Consider the following 22,728-nt stretch of genomic DNA (forward strand, 5'->3'; position numbering starts at 1 on the left):
CCCGGCCGATGCAGGTGGCGGAGGCGCTCAAGGACATGGTCGTCACCGAGGGATGGCAGCCGGGCGACCGTCTGCCCGGCGAGGCCGAGCTGATGGAGCGGTTCGGCATGGCCAAGGGCACCATCCGCGAGGCGATGCGCCTCCTTGAGGCGCAGGGGCTGGTGAAGTCCCGCACCGGCCCGGGGGGCGGCAGTTTCGTCCACGAGGTCAGCCGCGAACGGGCCAAGGCCCTTCTCGGGAACTACTTCTATTTCAAGAGCCTGACGATCGACGACATCTACCGCCTGCGCCGCGCGCTGGAGCCGGAACTGGCCGCCGATCTGGCCGGACGGCTGACCGCGGAGACGCTGGCCCGGCTCGAGGCCAATATCGCGGAATACGACCACCCGGCCGACAGCCCGGAGGAGGAGCGGGAGCAGCATGTGGCCTCGCTCCGGTTCCATGCCATCCTGGCGGAACAGTCGGACAATCCGCTCCTGGGGTTCATCATGGATTTCATGGTGAACCTGCTCAGCGACCTCACGGTCTACCGTGCGCTCTATGCGCCGCCGAACCGGGAACTTTGGGAGAAGGGGCGGGATTATCAGCTGCGCCTGATCGAGGCCCTGAAGGAAGGCGACGCGAGGGCGGCGCGCGCGATCATGCGCGCCCATATGGACACCGCCTGGCGGCTGATGCGGGGGCAGGAGGCCCAGATGCAGAAGAGGTTCATCCGGGGATGAAACTTCGGGCCGTGGCGCGTTGGGGCGCGCTGGTGCTGGCCGGGCTGGCGCTGGTCGCGGCGGTGCACCTCTGGCGCAATTCGCAGTCCATGACCCTGCCGGAGAAGCCTCGTGGCGCCCTGCGCGTGGCCTCGCTGAACGTCCATTACATCGTGCTGGGCGCCACAGAAGGACGGTGGTCCCGCACCGACTGGGAAAGGCGGCGCGCGCCGCTGGTCGAGACGGTGGCAGCACTCGAGGCCGATATCGTCGCGCTTCAGGAGGCGGAAAGTTTCGGCGGCGGCTCGATGAGCTCCGTGAGCCTCCATGTAGAGGCCCTGCGCGAGGGCCTGCCGGGCTACGCCGTCGCGGCCTTCGGCGATCCTGCGGTGTTCCCCTCGACCCAGCCCATCCTCTACGACCCCGACCGGCTGGAGCTGCTGGACGAGGGCTGGTTCTTCTTTTCGGAAACCCCCGGGATGATCTATTCGCGCACCTTCAATGGCAGCTTTCCCGCCTTCGCCTCCACCGCCACCTTCCGCAATCTCGAGAACGGCGCGGCCTTCCAACTCGTGAACGTCCATTTCGACTGGTCGTCCTGGGAGAACCGCCGCCCCTCGGCCGAGTTGACGGCGGCGCGCATCTCCGAGACCCTCGCCACGGGCCTCCCCGTGATCCTCGCGGGCGACCTCAACGCGCGCCACGGCGCGCTGACCATGGCGATCCTTGAGGACGCGGGCCTGGACTTCCCAGACGTGCCGGGGGGCACCGTTCATTTCGATCGCGGGCTCGCCCTCTTCGGGGCGATCGACCATATCGGCCTATCCGGGGGCATCCTGCCGGCCGGCGATCCCGTGGTCTGGCGCGAGAAACCGGGCTCGGCCTGGCCCGCGGACCACTGGCCCGTGGTGCTCGACGTCATGCTGCCGGACTGACCGCGACAGCCTGCCCGCAGGTTGCGGTTGATCGGGCAGCGCGCGGAACAATATAAGAACATCATGGCCCGACTCGACCTGACCCGAAAACTCGCGATCCTCTCCGACGCCGCGCGGTACGACGCGTCCTGCGCCTCCTCCGGCACGTCCCGGCGCGACAGCCGCGACGGCAAGGGACTCGGCTCCACCGAGGGCTCGGGCATCTGCCATGCCTATGCGCCGGACGGGCGCTGCATCAGCCTCCTGAAGATCCTGATGACGAACTTCTGCATCTACGACTGCGCCTATTGCGTGAACCGCGTGTCCTCGAACGTGCCCCGAGCGCGCTTCACCGTGGACGAGGTCGTGACGCTGACGCTCGAATTCTACCGGCGGAACTACATCGAGGGGCTGTTCCTGTCCTCGGGCATCATCCGCTCCCCGGACGCCACCATGGCCGACATGGTGGAGATCGCCCGCCGCCTGCGGGTGGAGGAGAATTTCCGCGGCTACATCCATCTCAAGACCATCCCCGACGCCGCGCCCGAGCTGATCGAGGAGGCAGGGCTTCACGCGGATCGTCTCTCCATCAACGTGGAGCTTCCCACCGACGCGAGCGTGCGCGCCTATGCACCGGAAAAGGACCCGGGCACGATCCGCAAGGCGATGGGCGAGGTACGGGGGCATCGCGAGGCGCGCAAGGAGCCAAGCTTCTCCGGCAAGCGCCCGCCGAAGTTCGCGCCCGCGGGCCAGTCCACGCAGATGATCGTGGGCGCCGACGGCGCGACCGATGCCACGATCCTCGGCAACGCGACGCGGCTCTACGGGGACTACCGGCTGAAGCGGGTCTATTACTCCGCCTTCTCGCCGATCCCCGACGCCTCGGCGAAGCTGCCGCTGGTGCAGCCGCCGCTGGTGCGGGAACACAGGCTCTATCAGGCGGACTGGCTGCTGAGGTTCTACGGGTTCCGGGTGGAGGAGATCACCGCCGCGCGCACGGACGGCAACCTCGACCTCGACCTCGATCCGAAACTCGCCTGGGCGCTGGAGAACCGGCACCTCTTCCCCGTCGATCCCCAGCGGGCGGAGCGGGAAATGCTGCTGCGCGTGCCGGGCTTCGGTACGAAGACCGTCAACCGCATCCTGACGACCCGCCGCCATCGGACCCTGCGCTACGACGACCTTGCCCGCATGGGCGCCGCCATGAAGAAGGCGGCGCCTTTCGTCACCCTGCGCGACTGGACCCCAGGCGCGCTGACCGACAGCGCCGCCCTGCGCGCGCGCTTCGCGCCGAAACCGCAGCAACTGCAGCTCCTCTGATGCATCAGGTCACCCTGCCCGTCCTCGGCACCGCCGCCGCCTGGCGCGAGGCCGCCCGCGCCGCTCTCGGTCACCGCATCCCGCCCGAGCGCATCGACTGGCGGTTCGGCAATGCCGACGCCGGGCTCTTCGAGGGCGCGCCCCTGCCCCCCGGCGACAAGCCGGTGAAGGTCTCGAAGGCCTTCGTCGAGCTCGCCGATACCGTCGTCTGGCACCGCGATCCGGAACGGTTCGCGCGGCTCTACCGGATGCTCTGGCGGCTGCGGACCATGCCCGGCCTGCTCTCCGATCCGGCCGATCCGGAGGTGGCCAAACTCCGGACGATGGAAAAGAACGTCCGCCGCTGCATGCACAAGATGAAGGCCTTCGTCCGCTTCCGCGACCTGCGCCGGGACGGCCCGCGCCGCAGCTTCGCTGCCTGGTTCGAGCCGACACACCACAGCCTCGAGCCCACCGCGCCCTTCTTTGCCCGCCGCTTCGCCGACATGGACTGGATGATCGCCACGCCCGAGGTCACGGCGGTCTTCGAGGATGGCCGCCTGAGCTTCCGCGAGGGCGCCCCCCGCCCCGACCTGCCGGAGGACGCGACGGAGGACCTCTGGGGCACCTATTTCCGCAACATCTTCAACCCTACCCGGGTCAAGGTGCAGGCAATGACCTCCGAGATGCCGCGAAAATACTGGAAAAACATGCCCGAGGCGCGGCACATCCCCGATCTTCTCGCCACCGCCGAGGCCCGCGTGCGCGAGATGGCCGAGGCGGCTCCGACTCTGCCGCCCCTGCGGTCGGAGCGGATCCGGGAACGGCTCGCGGCCCCCCGCGTTCAGGCGAGGATGACCTTCGAGGAGCTTCACGCCCGCGCCGCCGAGGAGAACGCCCAGGACCTGCCGGGTTACGGCCGCCTCGTGATGGGCGAGGGCCCGCCGGACGCCCGGCTCATGGTGGTGGGCGAACAGCCCGGCGACGTCGAGGACCGCATCGGCCGCCCCTTCGTCGGCCCCGCGGGCCAGATGTTCGACGCCTGCGCCGCCGCCGCCGGCATGGATCGTGGCACTGTCTACGTCACCAACGCGGTCAAGCGCTTCAAGTACGAGATGCGCGGCAAGCGCCGCCTCCACCAGAGCCCCTCGGCCGGCGATATCGAGCACGCCCGCTGGTGGCTCACCCGCGAGATCGAGCTGATCCGCCCCCGGCTGATCCTCGCCCTCGGCGGGACCGCAGCCGAGACGCTGACGGGCGCCCGCAAGAACCTGCTGAAGCGGCGCGGCACAGTGGAGGACACCGCGGCGGGACCGGTCTTCGTCTCCGTCCATCCTGCCTTCATCCTGCGGCTTCCCGATGCCGCCGCGAAGGAGTGCGAGCGGCTTCGGTTCACCGCCGATCTCGCCGCCGCACGGGAGATGGCAGAGGGCGACTAGGACACCGACACATAAACCCGCACCCAGATGCGTGTCGCTGCCAGTTTGACGAGGGCGAGGAAGTTGGCGTCGTGTTTCTCGTATCGGGTACCGATGGCTCTGTAGTGTTTGAGCTTCGAGAAGAACCGCTCGATCCGATTTTGGCGTCTGTAGTCCTCCCGATCCAGCGGCGGCGGGTCAGTCCGGCGGGGGATCGGGCGGATGACGGCCCGGGCGCCGAAGTCGGCGAGGTGTCGCGCAGGCGGTTGCTGTCGTAGGCTGGCATCCGCCAGCAAGGTCTGGCCCGGTCCGAGGGTGCCGAACATATCGTCGACCGAGCGCCCGTCATGGGCCTGCCCGGCGGTGAGCTTCAGCGTGATCGGCAGGCCCTTCGCATCGGTGACTGCGTGGATCATCGTCGTCCGGCCGCCCCGCGAGCGCCCCATGCAGACGGCTCGAAGGTCAGCCAGACCGGCGGTGCCGGCGGGCGCGCCGCCACCCTTTTCGCGTTGGCACCGTGCTGGTGGACACGGATGGACGAGCTGTCTACCGACTGCTCCGATCCCTCGTAAGCCGCTGAGACTGCGTCGAATATCCGATCCCAAACCCCTAGGCGAGCCCACCGCACGAAGCGGATGTAGCAGGTCGTATAGGGGCCGTAGCGCTCGGGGATATCGGCCCAGGGCGACCCGGTCCTCAGGCGCCAGTAAATGCCGTTCAACACCCGCCGGTCATCGACCCGCGGCACCCCGCGCGGCTTGTTCGGCAGAAGCGGTTCGATGATCGACCACTCGAAGTCGGTCAGCTCGTAGCGACGATGGGACATGCTGCTCTCCTCTTTGCAGGAAGTGAATCAGCAACCCGATCCACCAGATGCCGGGACTGAACACCTAGACCGCCGCTGCCCTTCCCCGCCCTGCCCGTTTATCTCCTTGGCCGGCACTAATCACGGGGGAGGTGTACCCTCCTGATCCGACAAGGTCTCACGGGCACTAAAGCCCCAACGCCCGAGGGAGGTCAGTTCGTCGTAACGCCAAGGGGTCAGTTCCTGATGTCGCTGGAAAGGGCTCAGGGCTGCCCCGATCAAACTAGGCCATTCCTATACGCCCGTTAAACCTCGGCCTGCGAGTATCCGGTCATCCGCAAGCGCGGAAATCATGCAACACGGAGACTTTCATGGACGACGATCTACCCCTTGGCACCCAGGCCAGACACAAGTTCGCATTGGCGCTGGAAGCCTACCGCATTCTCGGACGCGACCCGGACCTTCAGACGAACGTCATCGATATCCTGAGCGACCTGCTGCATACGCTGCACCGTCATCAGATCGATTTCGAAGAGGTGCTCTGGTCCGCTCGGATGCACTTCGAGGAAGAGTGCCAGATGGACGCCGACGGAGGGCCGGACGGGCTCTGAGCATCGAGGTCGTCCACGCAAGGGTCTGCGAACAGGAGGAGCGCCGGCGGCCACCCGCGCCTGCTTCATCGCCGGGTATCGAGCGTCGCTCGGAAGAGGCATCCTCCGTTCGGCGGACGCGGCGGGATCGAGATCGGCGCGTGACGCTCCAGCACCTTCGTGGCTCTTCGCGAATCCGCCATGCCGTCAACGTTCAAGGCGGCCTGCGACCCTGTCCGTGCCGCGTCGCATCCCGGCGGGGGCGGGGCTGCCGTGGCGCCTCGACCTCGAGGAGGGCCTCGGCTCGCCGACCGGGACGTCCCGGGCCGCGGGTGCCGTAGCGGCTCTGGGAGCGTATGCCGAGATGGCCGAATGCGCGCGCGATCTCGTCCGGTTCGAAGCGACCGGAGGCTCGCATGTCGGTCGCGACGGCATGACGAAAGACATTCGGCGTGATCGCTGCGTCGAGTGTCGGAAAGGCGGCCTTGCCGATCCGTCGGACGATCTTGCCGAGTGCGACGACGGCGCGGCGGCGGCGTGCCGCGGGATGCAGCCAGTGGTCCGGCGACGCCTCGGCGGCGCGCCCGATGTCCAGAGGGACCGGCGGTCCTCGGTCGGATCCAGCGGGGCGAGAGCTTACTTCCCTGATGTGCCGGTGCAGCCAGAGGGCCTCCGGTGCCACGCAGTCGAGCGTCAGCATCCGCCACGGCTGCCAGCGGTCCGCTTCCAAGGCCGTGTCTAGGTCCGACGGCTGCATGACCGGGAGTTCAGCCGCCTGCGCGTCCCTCGGTCGGAAGACCTTGCTTCCGCCGATACGACAGCGGAGCCGCTGTTACGACAGCGGAGCCGCTGTTGCGCGCCCTCAGAGCCGTGATCTGGTGGTCATGGTCCTGTCTCCGTCTGTCATGACGCAGCAGTCTACAGGTTCATGGTTTAGCCGCGGTTCAGCCTGACGGCCCTGCGGGACCGGCGACGTGTGCGGGTGCTTCAAAAACCGCGGCTGGGTGCGACCCGGCCGCCCGACAACGGCCTTGACACGGCTCCGCCTGCTGGTCGCTCCGGCGCATCAGGCCGGTCTCACCCGGTCGTCCGCGCAGGGCGTTCGGACGCCGATCCGGGACCAGGTCCTTTCCCCATCGACGCAGGCTCAAGGGAACGAGAGCGCATCCCTGGGTCGGAGCAACTCGAGCAGCACCACAAGCTCGTCGTGTGTCGCGCCCGCCTTGCGCGCGACAAGCTCTTCGAGCTTGTCCGCGACATCCGGCGCAGCCCACACGAGCGCCCCTTCGACGATGTCGAGGACCTCGCCGCCGACCTGCTCCGGCGGATCTTCCGCGAAGAGCTCCGGCTCGGCGCGCGCCATGTCCTTGCGACACTGAAGTTCCGCGTCGGTTCTGTCTTCTGCCCAGCCAGCCCAGCCATATTGGCCAGCATCCCGGTACTGAAACTCCCATTCCATCAGGATCGAGTAGATGTTCATGATAGATTCCTTCTTTGTAAAATAGTGTTCTTCGTCAGAGCGTTGGTCGGGCCCTGCCTGGCGTCGTGTCCTGTTCGACATGCGGTTGGGCCGGATCCCCGCGGCCGATGGCATGCTGCAAAGGCGTTGACCCGTCACGTGTCCCTTAGCGGCCGATAAGACTTCTCCACGCGCACTTCCTCGGGTGACCGGGACACGTGACGAAGGAGTTCTGGCGTAAAGTCGAAGGGGAACTCCGGCACCGTCACGCGGCCTGCTCGTGCAATTTCGTTGAGGAGTTTCGGTCTGTCGGGATAACCGCCAGCGCCGTCGCATCCGAACAGCGTGTGGCATTCAGGTCGATCGCCTTGCTCACGGCTGCGCCACGACCTCCAGATCGGAGGGCCGTTAATGATGACGTGTTCGTATAGCCAGCCCGAAGAACTCGTCCGCGGTTCGATCTGGCTTACGCGACCCGAGCGTGGATGTGTCGCCGCGGACCACCGCGGGAACGCGACCGTGAGTTCGCGCGCCTCGGCCCTGATCGCGATCTGCCCGGTGAGATCCTCGATGCGACATCCCGTGCCGAGCATCAGCGCGATCGCGACGCAGATCGGCTCGTCCTTCTCTTGGGCAGCCATCACCGCGCGCCAGAAAGCATCCGCGAGGAACAAGAACCTGTTCTTACGCCGTGCGATGCACCGAACCCAGTCCAACCGTCCTTCCCGCGTGTCGCTGCCGGGTTCGCGCAGAAGGGTCCGACCGAACACCCCGAGCACCGGATCCACGGGTCGTCGCGGCCGCTGGTCGAGGAGGAAGCGGGTACTCCGCGCGAGCATGACTGCGTCGTCGATAGAAAGAGCCGTTCCGCCACTGTCGAGCCACCTCGCTGCGAGACACCGAACCTTATGGCGCGCGTGTTTCAGGAGCGCCACGCGAAGCGCCTCACGATCGTCGACAATGGACCGCCGAGGCGGATCGCTCTCCTGGAAGGCTTCGTAGATGTCTCTCGATCCGTTTCGAACGACGACCGTTGCGATCAGGCGACGGTCTTCCTTCGTCACCTCACTGCCGATCTCGTCGCGGAGATCGAGGCTTTCGGCATAATCAAGTGCCGCCGCGATGGAGGCTGGTGCCAGCATCGACCGATCGACGGGAGCGAGGGCGGGGTTGTGTATCATGGAACTGTCTCCTTCGTGATGGAGCAATCTACAGGCCCATGGTTAAACCGCGGTTCAGCTTCACGACCGGAGCCGCGAAGGCGTGGATCACGTGGTCGTGCCCCCATCTCACCGAACACCCCGGCAGTTGCGGTTTGAGCAGCAATTTTTCTGAGTCAGACATGTGCCGAGATCAAACACCTAGCATGGTGTGGTCCAAGTGCTCTGACCCCCAAACCGCACCATGGATACAAACGTGGGCTGCCACCTTGGCTGGATGTAAAGAATTGGGTTTTTGCCTTGACTATATCCCGGGGGAGTCCGGCGCAGCCGGACGGGGGCAGCGCCCCCTCCCGCCCGGGGCCGCCCGGGGGGCGGCGCCGGGCTCAGGGCAGCGCGCCGAAGGCGCACCGCAACCTTGCCCCGCTCAGGTGTTGAAGAGGAAATGCAGGACGTCCCCGTCCTTCACCGTGTAGGCCTTGCCCTCGGCCCGCATCTTTCCTGCATCCTTCGCCGCCTGCTCGCCGCCCAGGGTGACGAAATCCTCGTAGGCGATGGTCTCGGCGCGGATGAAGCCCTTCTCGAAATCGCCGTGGATCACGCCGGCCGCCTGCGGCGCGAGCGTGCCCGCCGGGATCGTCCAGGCCCGTGCCTCCTTGGGACCCACGGTGAAATAGGTCTGCAGGTGCAGAAGCGCGTAGCCCGCGCGGATCAGCCGGTCGAGGCCGGGCTCCTCGAGCCCCATCTCCGAGAGGAACATCTCTTGCTCCTCGGGTTCGAGCTGGCTGATCTCCTCCTCGATCCGGGCGGAGATCACGACGTGGGAGTTGCCCTCGGCCGCGGCCATCTCGGCCACCCGGGCCGATTGCGCGTTGCCTGCGCCTGCCGCCTCCTCCTCGACGTTGCAGACGTAGAGCACCGGCTTCGTCGTCAGAAGCTGCAGCATCCGCCAGGCCTTCGCGTCCTCGGCCTCGACCTCCACCACCCGCGCCGGACGGCCCTCCTCAAGCACCGCCCGGGCGGCGTTCAGAAGCCGCTCCTGCTGGACCGCCTCCTTGTCGCCGCCGCGCACCTTGCGGACGATGTTCTGCAGCCGCTTCTCGATGCTCTCCAGATCGGCCAGCATCAGCTCCGTCTCGATGGTCGCGGCATCCGCGACCGGGTCCACGCGGCCCTCCACATGGGTCACGTCGCCGTCCTCGAAACAGCGCAGGACATGGGCGATGGCGTCCACCTCGCGGATGTTGGCGAGGAACTGGTTGCCGAGCCCCTCGCCCTTCGAGGCGCCCTTCACAAGCCCCGCGATGTCGACGAAGGTCATCCGCGTCGGGATCACCTGTTTCGACTTCGCGATCGCGGCCAGCCGGTCGAGCCGCGCATCGGGCACGGCGACCTCGCCCACGTTGGGCTCGATGGTGCAGAACGGAAAGTTCGCCGCCTGCGCCGCGGCGGTGCGCGTCAGCGCGTTGAACAGCGTCGACTTGCCCACGTTGGGCAGGCCCACGATCCCCATGCGAAAGCCCATGCGCCTCTCCCGGTGCTCAAGACGCGCCTCGCTTACGGGCGCGGCGGGCCGGGTGCAAGGCCGGTTGACCCGGGGCGCCGGCGCGCCACCCTCAGGCCGGGACAGCTACAGGAGTGACCCATGCCCGATCTCGCCATCGTCATCGGCGCAGGCCCCGGCCTCGGCGCCGCGATCACGCGCCGCTTCGCGCAAGGCGGCTGCGCCGTTGCGCCCGTGGCCCGGGATGCAGGCCGCCTCGAGGCGCTTTGCGCGGAGATCGAGGCCGCGGGCGGTACCGCCCGCCCCTTCGCCGCCGACAGCGCCGATTTCGACAGCCTCCGCGCCGCCATCGCCGGGGCGAGCGCCTGGGCCGGCCCACCCGCGGCGCTGATCTACAACGTCAGCCGCTTTCTGGCCGTGGGGCCGCTCGACCTCGAGCCCGAGACGCTGGACTCGGAGTTGCGCATCTCCGCCACGGCGGCGCTGGCCGCGACGCAGGCCGTGGCGCCCGCGATGCAGGCGGCGGGCCGCGGCACGGTGCTCTGGACCGGGGGCGGGACGGCGCTCCGGCCCCAGGGCGGGTCGGGCTCGCCTTCGCTGACCTCAGGGAAATCCGCCATGCGGGGCCTCGCCCTGGCCTCTGCCAAGGCGCTTCACGGGGCCGGGATCAACTTCCGCACGATCACCATCAACGGGGCCATCAAGGAGGGCACGCCCTTCGCGCCCGACCTCATCGCCGAGGCCTTCTGGGCCGCCTTCGATGCCCCGCGCGAGGCCTGGGTGGCCGAGGAGACCTTCGACGGCGGCTGAACCGCTTGGCGGGGCGGCAGAGTCGTGAGACGATCCGCGCGACCCTGCCAGAGGACCCCGGCCATGCAGCCCATCCCCTACCTCTTCTTCAAGGACACCTGCCGCGAGGCGTTCGAGGCCTATGGCCGGATCTTCGGCGCGGAGCCCGAGATCATGTCCTTCGCCGACATGCCCGTCGACGAGGCCGGGGCCATGCCGGGCATGCCCGCGGAGGCCGTGATGCACGCGGCCCTCCAGGTGGGCGAGGGCTGGATCTACGGCAGCGACGACCCTTCGGGCCAGTCCCCTGCCATGGCCGGCTGCAACGTCCACGTGGAATTCGCCACCGAGGAGGAAACGCGCCGCGCCTGGGACCTGCTGGCCGAGGGCGGAGAGATCCGCATGACGCTGGAGCCGAGCTTCTGGGCACCGCTCTTCGGCGCGCTCACCGACAGGTACGGAACCCGCTGGATGATCGGCCAGGCCCCGGCGGAGGGCTGAGGCGCAGGGCCGCGCGCCGCAGGCGCGCGCGGATCGCCCCGGCGCAGCCGGGGCGAAACCCGGACGCGCAACCCTGCCCTTGCACTCCGCCCGGCGATGGGGGACATCTCCCGCCGCAGCGGCGAGGGGACCAGCCATGACACGCATCGACGCCACGTTCGCGCGGCTCAGGGCCGAGGGGCGCAAGGGCTTCGTGGCCTACATCATGGCAGGCGACCCGGACCCCGAGACCTCCCTCGCGGTGCTCAAGGGCCTGCCTGGTGCGGGTGTCGACGTGATCGAACTCGGCGTGCCCTTCACCGATCCCATGGCGGACGGCCCGACGATCCAGCTTGCCGGGCAGCGCGCGCTCGAGGGCGGGCAGACCCTGAGAAAGACCCTCGACATGGTCCGCGCCCTGCGCGCCGAGGACGACAGGACGCCCGTGGTGCTGATGGGCTATTACAACCCGATCTACATCATGGGGGTGGAGACGTTCCTCGCCGAGGCTGGGGAGGCGGGCGTCGACGGGCTCATCGTGGTCGACCTGCCGCCGGAGGAGGATCCCGAACTCTGCATTCCGGCGCAGAAGGCGGGGCTCAATTTCATCCGCCTCGCCACGCCCACGACCGACGACCGGCGCCTGCCGACCGTCCTGCAGAACACCTCGGGCTTCGTCTACTACGTCTCGATCACCGGCATCACCGGGGCCGCCGCAGCCCAGGCCGCGGATGTCGGCCCCGAGGTGGCGCGGATCAAGGCGCAGACCGACCTGCCGGTGATCGTCGGGTTCGGCATCCGCACGCCCGAGGCGGCGGAGGCCATCGCAGGCGTCGCGGACGGCGCCGTCGTGGGCTCGGCCATCGTGGAGCGGATCGCGGCGGGCGACAGCCCCGAGGAAGTGCTCGCCTTCGTGAAGACCCTCGCCGACGGCGCGCACCGGGCCTGAGCCGAGCGGACGCGAGACCGCCTGTCAGGGAGAAAGAGCGGCGGCTCAGCGGCGGCGGAAGGTCAGGTAATGAGGCACCCGCCCCTCGCGCAGGGCTTTTTCCTCGTAGCGGGTGGAGATCCAGTCCGCCCAGGGCTCCCGCCAGTCCGCGGACTTTTCCGCCAGCCACTCGAACCCCGCCTTCGGCACCTCCTCCAGCGTCTGGCGGACGTAGTCGGGAATGTCCGTCGCGACGCGAAACTCCGCCCCCGGCTTCAGCACCCGCCGGAGGGGGCCAAGGAACTGCGGCGTCACGAACCGACGCTTCCAGTGCTTCTTCTTCGGCCAGGGGTCCGGGTAGAGCAGGAAAGCCTTTTCGACACTCCCCTCAGGCAGCACGTCGAAGAGATCGCGCACGTCGCCCGGATGCACGGCGAGGTTCTCAATCCCCGCCGCCCGGATCTTGCCCAGAAGCATCGCCACGCCGTTGATGTAGGGCTCGCAGCCGATGATCCCGACGCCCGGGGTGCGCTGTGCCTGGTGGACCATGTGCTCGCCGCCGCCAAAGCCGATCTCGAGCCAGACCGGCCGCCCGCCGAACCGGGCGCCAAGGTCGAGCGGATGGCGTTCGGGGTTGACGTCCCAATCCACGGCCCCTGGCGACAGCGCGGCGAGATCCTCCTCAATATAGGCCTCCTGGGAGGCTCGCAGCCCCTTGCCCTTGGTGCGCCCGTAGAAATTACGCCAGGGTTTCGCATCCGCCATGCCGTCAGCCCCTTGCCGCGCTGCCTGCGGCGGTCTCAGGTCGCGTCCGCCGGGTTCGGCATCGTCTCGGGCCGGGGCATGCCCAGCACATGATAGCCGCCGTCCACATGCACGATCTCGCCCGTGGTGCAGGCGCCCGCATCCGAGCAGAGCCAGACCGCCGTACCGCCAACCGCCGAGAGGGTTGCATTGGCGCGCAAGGGCGCGTTGGTCTCGGCATGCTTGAAGGTCCGGCGCGCGCCGGTGACGGCGGCACCCGCGAGCGTCTTCATCGGGCCGGGGCTGATCGCGTTCACGCGGATGCCGCGCGGGCCGAGGTCGTTGGCGAGATAGCGCGTCGCCGCCTCCAGCGCCGCCTTGGCCACGCCCATCACGTTGTAGAACGGTATCACCGACCGCGAGCCCATGTAGGTCAGCGTCACGAGGCTGCCGCCTTCGGGCATCAGGTCCGAGGCGCGGCGCGCCACGTCGATGAAGCTGTAGCAGGAAATGTTGAGCGAGTTGAGGAAGTTGTCCCTGCTCGTATCGGCGAAGCGGCCGGCAAGCTCGGTCTTGTCGGAATAGGCGATGGCATGGACGAGGAAGTCGATGGTCCCCCACTGCGCCTTCAGCTCGGCGAAGGCCGCGTCGAGCGAGGCATCGCTGGTCACGTCGGCCTCGATGATCAGCTCCTTGCCGATGGAGGTCACCAGCGGCTCCACCCGGCGGCGCAGCTGGTCGCCCTGGTAGGTGAAGGCGAGATCCGCCCCCGCCTCGTTCAGCGACTTCGCGATGCCCCAGGCAATGGAGCGTTCGTTGGCGACACCCATGATGAGACCGCGCTTGCCAGCCATTGAAATGGTCATGGGGCTAGTCCCGCAGTTTCGAGAGGAGCATCGACCCGTTCGTGCCGCCAAAGCCGAAGCTGTTGGTCATGACCGTGTCGAGGCCCGCGTTCTCGACCGTCTCGGTGGCGATCACGCCGGGCGCCAGCACAGGGTCCAGCGTTTCCACGTTGATCGAGGGCGCGATGAAATCGTCGCGGAGCATCAGCAGGCAATAGATCGCCTCCTGCGCGCCCGTGGCGCCCTGGCTGTGGCCGGTCATCGACTTGGTGGAACTGATCGGCGGCGTGCTGCCCTCACCGAAGACGCGGCGCACCGCCTCCACCTCGCCCACGTCGCCCACGGGCGTCGAAGTGCCATGGGCGTTGATGTAGCTGACCTTGCGATCGTCGGGCAGGGATTTCAGCGCGCCGCGCATGGCCCGCTCTCCGCCCTCGCCCGACGGCGCCACCATGTCGTGACCGTCCGACGTGGCGGAGAAGCCCGTGACCTCGGCATAGATCGTGGCGCCGCGGGCCTTGGCCCGCTCGTAATCCTCGAGCACCACCATGCCGCCGCCTCCCGCGATCACGAACCCGTCCCGATCCGCGTCGAAGGCCCGGGAAGCGCGTTCGGGCGTGTCGTTGAACTTCGACGACATGGCGCCCATTGCGTCGAAGAGGCAGGAGAGCGTCCAGTCGAGCTCCTCGCCGCCGCCCGCGAACATCACGTCCTGCGCGCCGAGCGCGATCTGCTGGGCGGCCATGCCGATGCAGTGCAGCGAGGTCGAGCAGGCGGAGGTGATGGAGAAGTTCATCCCCTTGATCTTGCTGGCCGTGGCGAGGTTTGCGGAGACCGTGGAGGACATGCATTTCGGGACCGCGAAGGGCCCGATGCGCTTGGTTCCGCCCGATTTCAGCACCGTCTGGTGGGCGGTGAGCATGGCGGAGGTCGAGGGCCCGCCGGATCCCGCGATCAGACCGGTCATCGGATGGCTGACCTCGGCCTCGGTCAGACCGGCATCGGCGATGGCCTGCTGCATCGACAGGTAGGCATAGGCCGCGCCCGGTCCCATGAAGCGCAGGGTGCGCTTGTCGACATGCTCGGCGGGATCGAGCTTCAGCGTGCCGGCGATGCGGCTGCGAAACCCGTGCTCTTCCATCTCGGGTACCGCCTCGACGCCCGACTTCCCGACCCTGAGCGCGGCTGCGACCTCTTCGGCGGAATTGCCGATGGGCGAAACGATCCCGAGCCCGGTGACGACGACTCGTCTCATCTGCGAACCTCCGGTTCGACGCGGCGCATGGGCAACTCCCTTGGCTTGAGGTCAGCTCTCGGACAGAGCCACCTTCATGTCCTTGACCTGATAGATCATCTCGCCGTCGGCATGGACTGTTCCGTCCGCCACGCCCATGGTCAGGCGCCGGGTCTGCACGGCCTTTGTGAAATCCACGCGGTAGGTGAGCATCCTGCGGTCGGGCCGGACCATGCCCGTCAGCTTCACCTCGCCCACGCCGAGGGCATAGCCCCTGCCCGGCCAGCCCCGCCAGCCCAGGTTGAAGCCGGTGAGCTGCCACAGGCCATCGAGGCCGAGACAGCCCGGCATGATCGGGTTGCCCGGGAAATGGCACTCGAAGAACCACAGGTCCGGCGTGATGTCGAACTCGGCCGTGACATGGCCCTTGCCGTGCTCTCCGCCATCGCCCGAGATGTCCGTGATCCGGTCCATCATCAGCATGGGCGGCAGCGGCAACTGGGCGTTGCCGGGTCCGAACAGCTCACCGCGGGCGCAGGCGAGAAGCGCCTCCTTGTCGAAGCTGGTCGGGTAGTCGGCCATGCGCAGATAGCTCCCCAGGGCGGTGCCGTGATCTCGGCTGCGGCCTTAGCACCCCGGGGCAAAGAGTGGCAAGGGCGGCCCGGAGTGGCGCCCTTGCCGGGCGCGACACCGGTGACGCATTGAAAATCGCTCGCATTCGGTCATATGGTAAGGACGTTGGAGGGTGCGATGACGCAATGTGAACAGGCGACCATGCGCGGGGAGAACTGGCTCTCGGGGGCCGGACTTCGTCCGACGCGCCAACGCATCGCCCTGGCCTCGCTCCTCGTGGGTGACGGTAATGACCGGCATGTCACGGCGGAAAGCCTCTTCGAGGCCGCACAGGCCACCGGCGAAAAGGTGTCCCTGGCCACGGTCTACAACACGCTCAAGGCCTTCTGCGAGGCGGGCCTGGTGCGCGAGATCGTGGTCGACGGGTCAAAGAGCTATTTCGACACCAACATGACCGACCATCCGCATTTCTTCTGGGAAGACCGGTCCGAACTGACCGACGCCCCCGCAGAAGAACTCGAGATTGCGCGCTTGCCGGAAGCGCCCGCGGGAGCGGAAATCTCCAAGGTCGACGTCGTCATCCGCCTGCGCCGCCGCTGACCCGCGGGCGGTCGGTCGGGCCACGCGTCGGTCCGGCGGACCCGAGGGACCCCGGCTCTGCCGCCCTATCGCAAGGCGGAGAACCGGGGAGAGCGCAAGTCAGGCCGCCTTGATCTCGACGACCTCGATGTCGAAGATCAGATCCTTGCCCGCCAGCGGATGGTTGGCGTCGAGCGTGATCGCGCTGTCGCTGGCCTCGACCACCGTCACCGGAACCACCTGGCCCTGGGGGGTCTGCATCTGCAGTCGGGTGCCCGGATCGACCGGGATATCCGCGGGGATCTGGTCGCGCGGGATCGACTGGCGGGCATCCGGATCGGTCTCGCCATAGGCGTCGGCGCAGGGCACCTCCACCTTCTTGCTCTCGCCCACGGCCATGCCGGGCAGCGCCGCGTCGAGGCCGGGAATGATCTGGCCCGAGCCCACCTGGAACTCCAGCGGCTCGCGGCCGCGCGAGCTGTCGAAGGTCTCTCCGTCGGTCAGGGTTCCCGTGTAGTGAATGAGCACGGTATCGCCGGTCTTTACCTGCGTCATGGGTCTCTCCATTGGTGGGGGTTTTGCATGAGGTGGAGGCCGCCAGTCTCGACGGGTGCTCCGGCTTTGCCTCTAGAAAGCTAGGGAAGGCCGTCGCGGAATGCAAATGTCGGGTCTTCCGGCCCCGAACGGCGCGTGGTTAGGTCGCGCCATGGCAACCCGCGTCTGCATCTTCGATGCTTATGGCACCCTGCTCGATGTCGACGGCGCGGCGCGGGCCGCGGCAGCGGAGCCCGACAGCGCGGCGCTGGCCGCGCACTGGCCCGACATCGCCCGGGACTGGCGCGCGAAGCAACTGCAATACACCTGGCTGCGCAGCCTTGCCGGGCATCCCTGCGACTTCTGGCAGGTGACCTGCGACGGGCTCGACTGGGCGCTGGAGGCGGCGGGGCTGCAGGGCGATGCGGCGCTGCGCGCGCGGCTGCTCCAGCTCTACCGCGTGCTGCCCGCCTATCCGGAGGCGGGCGCGATGCTCGAGGCGCTGGCCGGGCGGGGTATTCCCGCCGCCATCCTGTCGAACGGCGACCCGGAGATGCTGGAGGAGGCGGTCGCGGCAGCAGGGCTCGGCGGCGCGCTCGCCGCGATCCTCAGCGCGCGGCGAGCCGGGGTCTTCAAACCTTCGCCCCGGGTCTACGATCTTGTGGGAGAGGCGTTCGACGCGAGGCCTGACGAGGTGCTCTTCGTCTCGTCGAACGGCTGGGATGCCGCCGGGGCGGCGGGCTACGGGTTCCGCACGCTCTGGGTAAACCGTGCGGGCCAGCCCGCAGAGCGGCTCCATGCGATGCCCCATCACGAGGCCCGCGATCTCAACGCTGTCACGGAACTGATCTAAATGCCCGATTTTCGTACCTCGGACGGCGTAAGCTTGCACTTTTTCGACGAGGGTGCGGGACCGCCAGTCCTGTGCCTTGCCGGTCTGACCCGCAATGCCGACGATTTCGCCCATGTGCTGCCGCATCTCGGTGAGCACCGGGTGATCCGGCTCGACGCGCGCGGACGCGGTCGCTCCGAGAGGCCTGCGGATTTCACCACCTACAACGTCCTGCGCGAGGGGCATGACGCGATGGAGCTGATCGACCACCTGGGGCTCGACCGGGTCGCGATCATCGGAACCTCCCGCGGGGGCCTGGTCGCGATGACGCTGGCCGCCAGTCACCGGGAGCGCCTGAGCGCGGTGGTCCTGAACGACATCGGGCCGATCGTTGGGGTTGCGGGCCTTGCACGGATCATGGGCTACGTGGGCCGGGAGCCGGACCTGCCCGACCTCGCCGCCGGGGCAAGGGCGCTGGCCGAGGCGGAGGCCCGCAGCTTTCCGGACGTCCCTCCGGATCGCTGGGCTGCGGAGGCCGCGGCGCGCTGGGAGGAGACGCCGGAGGGGCTGCGGAACCGCTACGATCCCGCGCTGCACACCGCGCTGATGCAGCAATCCGCGGCCGGCGCTCTCCCGGATCTCTGGATGTTCTTCGAGGCCCTGCGCGAGGTGCCCACCGGAGCGATTCGCGGGGCGAACTCGGACATCCTGTCGGCGGAAACGCTGGAGGAGATGCAGCGCCGCCATCCGGGCCTCGTCAGCGCCACCGTGCCGGACCGGGGACACGTTCCGTTTCTCGACGAGCCTGCGTCGCTCGGCGTGATCTCCCGCGTGATCGGAGGCTCCGCTTGAATATCGACATGATCCGCGCCGCCGCCCGCCGTCTGTCCGGCCGGGTGCGACACACGCCACTCCTGTCCTCGCCCGTGCTCGACCAGATCGCGGGGCGGCGGGTGCTGGTGAAACCCGAATGCCTGCAACATACGGGGTCGTTCAAGTATCGCGGAGGGCTCTCGGCCGTCAGCGCCCTGCCCGACACCGTCCGCGCCCGCGGGGTGCTGGCCTATTCCAGCGGCAACCATGCCCAAGGGGTGGCCCGCGCCGCGGCGGAGCACGGGGTTCCGGCGGTCATTGTGATGCCGTGCGATGCACCTGCGCTCAAGCTCGCCAACACTCGCGCTCTCGGCGCCGAGGTCATCACCTACGACCGGCCCGGAGGCGAGAATCGCGAGGCCATCGGCGAGGCGCTGGCAGAGGAGCGCGGTCTGACGCTGATACGGCCCTATGACGCGCCGGAGGTCATCGCTGGCCAGGGCACGGCGGGGCTGGAGATCGCCGCCGATGTCGCGGCGCTGGGGATCGAGACCGCCGATGTGCTCATCTGCTGCGGGGGGGGCGGGCTGACCTCCGGCGTCGCGCTTGCGCTGGAGGCCGAGGCACCGGGTCTGCGAGCGCGGCCGGTGGAACCCGAGGGGTTCGACGATGTCGTGCGCTCGCTGGTCAGCCACAGGATCGAGCGCAACGAGAGCCGCGCGCGGTCCATTTGCGACGCCATCGAGACGCCCGCGCCGGGGGAGCTGACCTTTCCGATCATGGACCGGCTGTGCGGGCCGGGCCTGACCGTGACCGACGACGAGGCTCTCGCGGCCATGGCGCTGGCCTTCCGCGACCTGAAGATCGTGCTGGAGCCGGGCGGCGCCGTGTCGCTCGCCGCGGCTTTGGGGCGTCCTGACGCGATCCCGGGCGACGCCGTCGTGGTCCTTGCCTCTGGCGGCAATGTCGATCCCGCCCTCTTCGCCCGGGCTCTCGGCACGTTGACATGAGGCCGTCGGACCGGTCGGGACCCGGCGCGGGGGAAAAGTCTGTTGACTCGATGACACCGGTGCTGTTTTGTCGCGGCTCAGGGAGGAGGGTCACATCGCTCCTCGAGACCCTGCAAGGGTATCGGAGCCGTGACCAAGCCGGTTCGGGCCGGGCCGTCAACGCCGGCCCGAACCGCGCATCGAGATCGACGAGAACTCGTTTCCCGCTCCTCGCACCCCCTTGCCGCGGCGCAGAATGACCGAGCATCTCATCCGCAATGGAGACGTGACGCTTCGCGCCCAAATCGACGGGAGCGAGGATGCCGATGCGACGCCGGTGATGTTCGTCAACGGGCTCTGCTCGACGCTGGAGAGCTGGGATGGCGTCGTGGCCCAGCTGCCGCCCGTGTTGCGGGTCGTGCGGTACGACCTGCGCGGCCACGGGCGCAGCGATGTGACGCCCGCCCCCTACGCCATGGGCGCGCTGATCGCCGACGCGGAACGGGTCGCCGATGTGCTCGATGTGCGCGGCGCAGCCGTCGTTGGCCTGTCGCTTGGCGGGCTGATCGCGCAGGGTCTGGCGGTGAAACGGCCCGACATCGTGCGCACCCTGGTTCTGTCGAACACCGGCGCCAAGATCGGAACCCGCGACCTCTGGGAGGAGCGCATCGCCAAGGTCCGCACGCATGGGCTCGCCACGCTGGCCGACGAAATGATCGACCGCTGGGTGTCGCCCGGCTTCCGCGGCGCGCCGGAGGTCGCGGAGCTGCGTCGGAGGATCCTCGGCACCGCGGTCGAGGGCTATTGCGGCTGTGCCGCCGCCATCGCCGGAACCGACTTTCTGACCGCCACGTCCGGCCTCCGCCTGACGACGCTGTGCATCGCGGGCTCGGAGGACCGGGCGACGCCGCCCGACATGCTGCAGGAACTCGCCGGGCTGATCCCCGGCGCCCGGTTCGAGCTGATCCGGCGGGCGGGCCACCTGCCGCATCTCGAGCAGCCCGAAGCCTTCGCCGACCTGCTGATCCGGTTCCTGTCCGAGACCGGCGACCTTCCCGGCCGGGCCTGAGCGGGGATGGCTCGTTTGGACCGGATAATGCCGGTTCCAGACCAGACCCCGCCCCGCCGGAGACGCTGAGTTGACGCCATGAAGACCATCACAGCCGCCGTCTGCCGCGCCTTCCAGGCGCCGCTCGTCCTCGAGGAAATCGAGATGCGCGACCCCCTCGCCGGAGAGGTCGAGGTGGTGCTCGAGGCGGTCGCGATCTGTCATTCGGATCTCGTCTATGCCGATGGTGGCTGGGGCGGCCCCCTGCCCGTGGTTCTGGGTCACGAGGCCGCGGGGCGGATCAGTGCCCTCGGCGCCGGTGTGCGGGGGCTGGCCGAGGGCGACCGGGTCGCGGTCACGCTGCTGCGGAGCTGCCAGCACTGCACGCCCTGCGCCACCGGCCGGGTCGCTCTGTGCGAAGGGCCGAGATCGGCGGCGGTCGGGCCGCTCACCGCCCGGGACGGCAGCCCGATCTGGCAGGGCATGGCCTGCGGCGCCTTCGCCGACCGGGTGGTCGTGGACCAGGGCCAGGTGGTGAAGGTCCCGGACACGACAAAGCCCGAGGCGGCCGCCCTGCTGGCCTGCGGCGTGATCACGGGCGTGGGGGCGGTGGTCAACACGGCCCGGCTGCGCGCCGGGCAGGACGCAGTGGTGATCGGCGCGGGCGGCGTCGGGCTCAACGCCATCCAGGGCGCGCGAATCGCGGGCGCGCGCCGCATCGTGGCAGTGGACCTGTCGCCCACGAAGCTGGAGACCGCGCGGGACTTCGGCGCGACCGACACCGTCCTCGCGACGGACGAGGCCCCGTGGGAGCGGGTGCACGAGGTCCTGGGGCGCGGCGCCGACGCGGTCTTCGTCACGGTTGGGGCGATCCCCGCCTTCGACGCCGCCCCCCGCTATCTGGCCACGGGCGGCCAGGTGGTGATGATCGGCCTGCCCCACAGCGGCGCGCTGTCGACCTACGAACCGGTGATGCTCGCCTCGCTGGGGCAATCCATGGTCGGCTCGAAGATGGGCGACGCGGTGATCCGGCGCGATATCCCCTGGATGCTCGACCTCTACGAGCAGGGCCGGCTGAAGCTCGACGAGCTCATCTCCGCGCGCTGGCCGCTCGAGCGGATCAACGAGGCGATGGCCGACACCCGCGCCGGTGCCGCCCGGCGCAACGTGATCGTCTTCCCCGCCTCCGGCTGATAGGCAGGCGGCAGCCACCGGAGGGGACCGCCCATGAAGCTCCGTGATCTCGATGTCCTCGTGACCTCGCCCCCCGATCCGGGCTGGGGCGGGCGCTACTGGATCCTCGTGAAGCTGACCACCGACGACGGGATCACCGGTTGGGGCGAATGCTACGGCGCCTCGGTCGGACCGGAGGCGATGACTGCGGTCATCTCCGACGTCTTCGCCCGCCACATGGAGGGCGAGGACCCCGCCAACCTGGAGCTGATGTTCCGCCGCGCCTATTCCTCGGGCTTCACCCAGCGCCCGGACCTGACGGTCATGGGCGCCTTCTCGGGGATGGAGATCGCCTGCTGGGACATCCTCGGCAAGGCGGCGGGAAAGCCCGTCCACATGCTGCTGGGCGGCCGCATCACCCCCCGCATCCGGCTCTATTCCTACCTTTACCCCGGCCCGGATCACCCCCTGCCGGAGTTCTGGATCGACCCGGACATGGCCGCCGAAAGCGCGGCGGACCTCGTGGCGCGCGGCTACACGGCGGTGAAGTTCGACCCCGCAGGACCCTATACGATCCGCTCGGGACACATGCCCGCGCCGCGCGACATCTCGCGGTCCGTCGCCTTCTGCCGCGCGATCCGGGAGGCGGTGGGCGACCGGGCGGACCTGCTCTTCGGCACCCACGGGCAGTTTTCCGTCGCGGGCGCGCTGCGGATGGGCCAGGCCATCGCGCCCTTCGATCCCCTGTGGTTCGAGGAGCCCGTGCCACCCGACGATCCCGCCGCCATGGCCGAGGTCGCGCGGGGCCAGCCCGTGCCCGTGGCCACGGGCGAGCGGCTGACCACCTCCGCCGAGTTCGCGGCGGTTCTGAAGGCGGGGGCGGCACGCATCCTGCAGCCGGCCCTCGGCCGGGCGGGGGGTCTCTGGGAGGGGCGCAAGATCGCGGCTCTGGCCCAGGCCTTCGGCGCGGAGGTGGCACCCCATCTCTACGCGGGGCCGGTGGAATGGGCGGCGAACCTGCATCTTGCGACCGCGATTCCCAACTGCCTGATGGCCGAGACCATCGAGACGGAGTTTCACCGCGACCTGATCAAGGCCGGCATTGTCGTGCAGGACGGGCATGTGGAGCTTTCCAGCGCGCCGGGCCTCGGCATCGAGGTGGACGAGACGCTCGCCTGCGCGCATCCGTGGACGGGCAAGGGCCTCCATCTGGAGATGCAGGAGGCGCAGGTGAACTACGGGGCGGAGAATGTGTTCGGGGGCGGCGGCGTACGGGACTGAGCCTGCCGCGGCTTTCCTTTCCGCCGAACCTTGTCC

The 22,728-nt window shown here is 68.8% G+C and carries 25 protein-coding genes; 15 read left to right on the top strand and 10 right to left on the bottom strand.

What is annotated here, in order from left to right:
• Positions 1 to 8: 8 nt before the first annotated feature.
• The 4 genes from EAT49_RS17520 to EAT49_RS17535 all read left to right on the top strand — a co-directional run bounded on the left by EAT49_RS17520 (position 9) and on the right by EAT49_RS17535 (position 4,353).
• On the top strand, positions 9 to 722 hold the full coding sequence (locus EAT49_RS17520) for a FadR/GntR family transcriptional regulator (RefSeq protein ID WP_123643604.1): 714 nt from the start codon (positions 9 to 11) through the stop codon (positions 720 to 722).
• Positions 719 to 1,636 carry an endonuclease/exonuclease/phosphatase family protein gene (locus EAT49_RS17525; protein WP_123643605.1) on the top strand — a complete coding sequence of 306 codons (918 nt, stop codon included), beginning with the start codon at positions 719 to 721 and terminating at the stop codon, positions 1,634 to 1,636. Before EAT49_RS17520 ends, EAT49_RS17525 begins: the two co-directional genes overlap by 4 nt.
• 63 nt (positions 1,637 to 1,699) lie before the next feature.
• The gene (locus EAT49_RS17530; protein WP_123643606.1) at positions 1,700 to 2,935 is read left to right on the top strand and encodes a putative DNA modification/repair radical SAM protein; all 1,236 of its coding nucleotides are present in this window, start codon (positions 1,700 to 1,702) and stop codon (positions 2,933 to 2,935) included.
• Complete coding sequence (locus EAT49_RS17535) at positions 2,935 to 4,353, top strand: UdgX family uracil-DNA binding protein (protein WP_123643607.1); 1,419 nt, start codon at positions 2,935 to 2,937, stop codon at positions 4,351 to 4,353. The genes EAT49_RS17530 and EAT49_RS17535 overlap by 1 nt, the downstream gene beginning before the upstream one ends.
• Here the strand turns inward: EAT49_RS17535 and EAT49_RS17540 are convergent.
• Positions 4,350 to 5,158, bottom strand: a protein-coding gene (locus EAT49_RS17540) for an IS5 family transposase (protein ID WP_425459538.1) whose coding sequence is annotated in 2 segments (ribosomal slippage) — positions 4,350 to 4,829 and positions 4,832 to 5,158 — 807 coding nt in all. Because the reading frame shifts where the segments join, the coding sequence is not laid out codon by codon here. The two genes, EAT49_RS17535 and EAT49_RS17540, sit on opposite strands and share 4 nt — an antisense overlap.
• A 350-nt stretch (positions 5,159 to 5,508) precedes the next feature.
• Between EAT49_RS17540 and EAT49_RS17545 the strand changes: the two genes are divergently transcribed.
• The gene (locus tag EAT49_RS17545) at positions 5,509 to 5,748 is read left to right on the top strand and encodes a hypothetical protein (RefSeq protein WP_123643608.1); all 240 of its coding nucleotides are present in this window, start codon (positions 5,509 to 5,511) and stop codon (positions 5,746 to 5,748) included.
• 193 nt (positions 5,749 to 5,941) lie between these two features.
• On the opposite strand, the gene EAT49_RS17550 is transcribed toward EAT49_RS17545, so the two are convergent.
• From EAT49_RS17550 to ychF, 4 genes are all read right to left on the bottom strand, one after another.
• Complete coding sequence (locus EAT49_RS17550) at positions 5,942 to 6,457, bottom strand: site-specific integrase (RefSeq protein ID WP_123643609.1); 516 nt, start codon at positions 6,455 to 6,457, stop codon at positions 5,942 to 5,944.
• Positions 6,458 to 6,874: 417 nt separating this feature from the next.
• Entirely contained in the window at positions 6,875 to 7,207 is a 333-nt protein-coding gene (locus EAT49_RS17555; protein ID WP_123643610.1) for a hypothetical protein, read from the bottom strand.
• Between the two features lie 134 nt (positions 7,208 to 7,341).
• Positions 7,342 to 8,367 carry a hypothetical protein gene (locus EAT49_RS17560; RefSeq protein ID WP_123643611.1) on the bottom strand — a complete coding sequence of 342 codons (1,026 nt, stop codon included), beginning with the start codon at positions 8,365 to 8,367 and terminating at the stop codon, positions 7,342 to 7,344.
• A gap of 406 nt (positions 8,368 to 8,773) precedes the next feature.
• Positions 8,774 to 9,871, bottom strand: coding sequence for a redox-regulated ATPase YchF (gene ychF / locus EAT49_RS17565; protein WP_123643612.1), 1,098 nt, complete (start codon positions 9,869 to 9,871; stop codon positions 8,774 to 8,776).
• A 120-nt stretch (positions 9,872 to 9,991) separates the two neighbouring features.
• On the opposite strand from ychF, the gene EAT49_RS17570 reads away from it, so the two are divergent.
• The 3 genes from EAT49_RS17570 to trpA all read left to right on the top strand — a co-directional run bounded on the left by EAT49_RS17570 (position 9,992) and on the right by trpA (position 12,068).
• Positions 9,992 to 10,660 (top strand): SDR family NAD(P)-dependent oxidoreductase, encoded by a 669-nt coding sequence (locus EAT49_RS17570; RefSeq protein WP_123643613.1) that lies wholly within the window; start codon positions 9,992 to 9,994, stop codon positions 10,658 to 10,660.
• Positions 10,661 to 10,723: 63 nt separating this feature from the next.
• The gene (locus EAT49_RS17575) at positions 10,724 to 11,140 is read left to right on the top strand and encodes a VOC family protein (protein WP_123643614.1); all 417 of its coding nucleotides are present in this window, start codon (positions 10,724 to 10,726) and stop codon (positions 11,138 to 11,140) included.
• 136 nt (positions 11,141 to 11,276) lie between these two features.
• Positions 11,277 to 12,068: a tryptophan synthase subunit alpha gene (gene trpA / locus EAT49_RS17580; RefSeq protein WP_123643615.1), complete on the top strand. Its 792-nt coding sequence runs from the start codon at positions 11,277 to 11,279 to the stop codon at positions 12,066 to 12,068.
• A gap of 45 nt (positions 12,069 to 12,113) precedes the next feature.
• On the opposite strand, the gene trmB is transcribed toward trpA, so the two are convergent.
• Genes trmB through fabA form a run of 4 tightly spaced genes read right to left on the bottom strand, consistent with a single transcriptional unit; the run spans position 12,114 to position 15,452 of the window.
• Positions 12,114 to 12,812: a tRNA (guanine(46)-N(7))-methyltransferase TrmB gene (gene trmB / locus EAT49_RS17585; protein WP_123643616.1), complete on the bottom strand. Its 699-nt coding sequence runs from the start codon at positions 12,810 to 12,812 to the stop codon at positions 12,114 to 12,116.
• Positions 12,813 to 12,847: 35 nt separating this feature from the next.
• Positions 12,848 to 13,657: an enoyl-ACP reductase FabI gene (locus EAT49_RS17590; protein ID WP_123643617.1), complete on the bottom strand. Its 810-nt coding sequence runs from the start codon at positions 13,655 to 13,657 to the stop codon at positions 12,848 to 12,850.
• A gap of 4 nt (positions 13,658 to 13,661) precedes the next feature.
• On the bottom strand, positions 13,662 to 14,891 hold the full coding sequence (locus tag EAT49_RS17595) for a beta-ketoacyl-ACP synthase II (RefSeq protein WP_123643618.1): 1,230 nt from the start codon (positions 14,889 to 14,891) through the stop codon (positions 13,662 to 13,664).
• A 51-nt stretch (positions 14,892 to 14,942) separates the two neighbouring features.
• Positions 14,943 to 15,452, bottom strand: a complete 510-nt coding sequence (gene fabA, locus EAT49_RS17600) for a bifunctional 3-hydroxydecanoyl-ACP dehydratase/trans-2-decenoyl-ACP isomerase (RefSeq protein WP_123643619.1) — start codon at positions 15,450 to 15,452, stop codon at positions 14,943 to 14,945.
• A 168-nt stretch (positions 15,453 to 15,620) separates the two neighbouring features.
• Between fabA and irrA the strand changes: the two genes are divergently transcribed.
• Positions 15,621 to 16,043, top strand: a complete 423-nt coding sequence (irrA, locus tag EAT49_RS17605) for an iron response transcriptional regulator IrrA (RefSeq protein WP_185020811.1) — start codon at positions 15,621 to 15,623, stop codon at positions 16,041 to 16,043.
• Between the two features lie 99 nt (positions 16,044 to 16,142).
• Here irrA and EAT49_RS17610 read toward each other — a convergent pair whose 3' ends face one another.
• Positions 16,143 to 16,577, bottom strand: a complete 435-nt coding sequence (locus EAT49_RS17610) for an FKBP-type peptidyl-prolyl cis-trans isomerase (RefSeq protein WP_123643620.1) — start codon at positions 16,575 to 16,577, stop codon at positions 16,143 to 16,145.
• Positions 16,578 to 16,728: 151 nt separating this feature from the next.
• Here EAT49_RS17610 and EAT49_RS17615 point away from each other — a divergent pair, with 151 nt between their 5' ends.
• From EAT49_RS17615 to EAT49_RS17640, 6 genes are all read left to right on the top strand, one after another.
• The gene (locus EAT49_RS17615) at positions 16,729 to 17,409 is read left to right on the top strand and encodes a haloacid dehalogenase type II (protein WP_123643621.1); all 681 of its coding nucleotides are present in this window, start codon (positions 16,729 to 16,731) and stop codon (positions 17,407 to 17,409) included.
• Positions 17,410 to 17,442: 33 nt separating this feature from the next.
• Positions 17,443 to 18,240 carry an alpha/beta fold hydrolase gene (locus EAT49_RS17620; protein ID WP_342773829.1) on the top strand — a complete coding sequence of 266 codons (798 nt, stop codon included), beginning with the start codon at positions 17,443 to 17,445 and terminating at the stop codon, positions 18,238 to 18,240.
• A gap of 8 nt (positions 18,241 to 18,248) precedes the next feature.
• A complete protein-coding gene (locus EAT49_RS17625; protein WP_123643671.1) occupies positions 18,249 to 19,211 on the top strand; it encodes a threonine ammonia-lyase in 963 nt (320 codons plus the stop codon).
• Positions 19,212 to 19,446: 235 nt separating this feature from the next.
• The gene (gene pcaD / locus EAT49_RS17630; RefSeq protein ID WP_123643623.1) at positions 19,447 to 20,259 is read left to right on the top strand and encodes a 3-oxoadipate enol-lactonase; all 813 of its coding nucleotides are present in this window, start codon (positions 19,447 to 19,449) and stop codon (positions 20,257 to 20,259) included.
• 78 nt (positions 20,260 to 20,337) lie between these two features.
• Positions 20,338 to 21,432, top strand: a complete 1,095-nt coding sequence (locus EAT49_RS17635; protein WP_123643624.1) for a Zn-dependent alcohol dehydrogenase — start codon at positions 20,338 to 20,340, stop codon at positions 21,430 to 21,432.
• Between the two features lie 33 nt (positions 21,433 to 21,465).
• Entirely contained in the window at positions 21,466 to 22,692 is a 1,227-nt protein-coding gene (locus EAT49_RS17640; protein WP_123643625.1) for a mandelate racemase/muconate lactonizing enzyme family protein, read from the top strand.
• Positions 22,693 to 22,728: the final 36 nt, after the last annotated feature.

Origin of the sequence: Histidinibacterium lentulum (genome assembly GCF_003789055.1) — a bacterium.
In the GTDB taxonomy this organism is placed as follows: domain Bacteria; phylum Pseudomonadota; class Alphaproteobacteria; order Rhodobacterales; family Rhodobacteraceae; genus Oceanicola; species Oceanicola lentulus.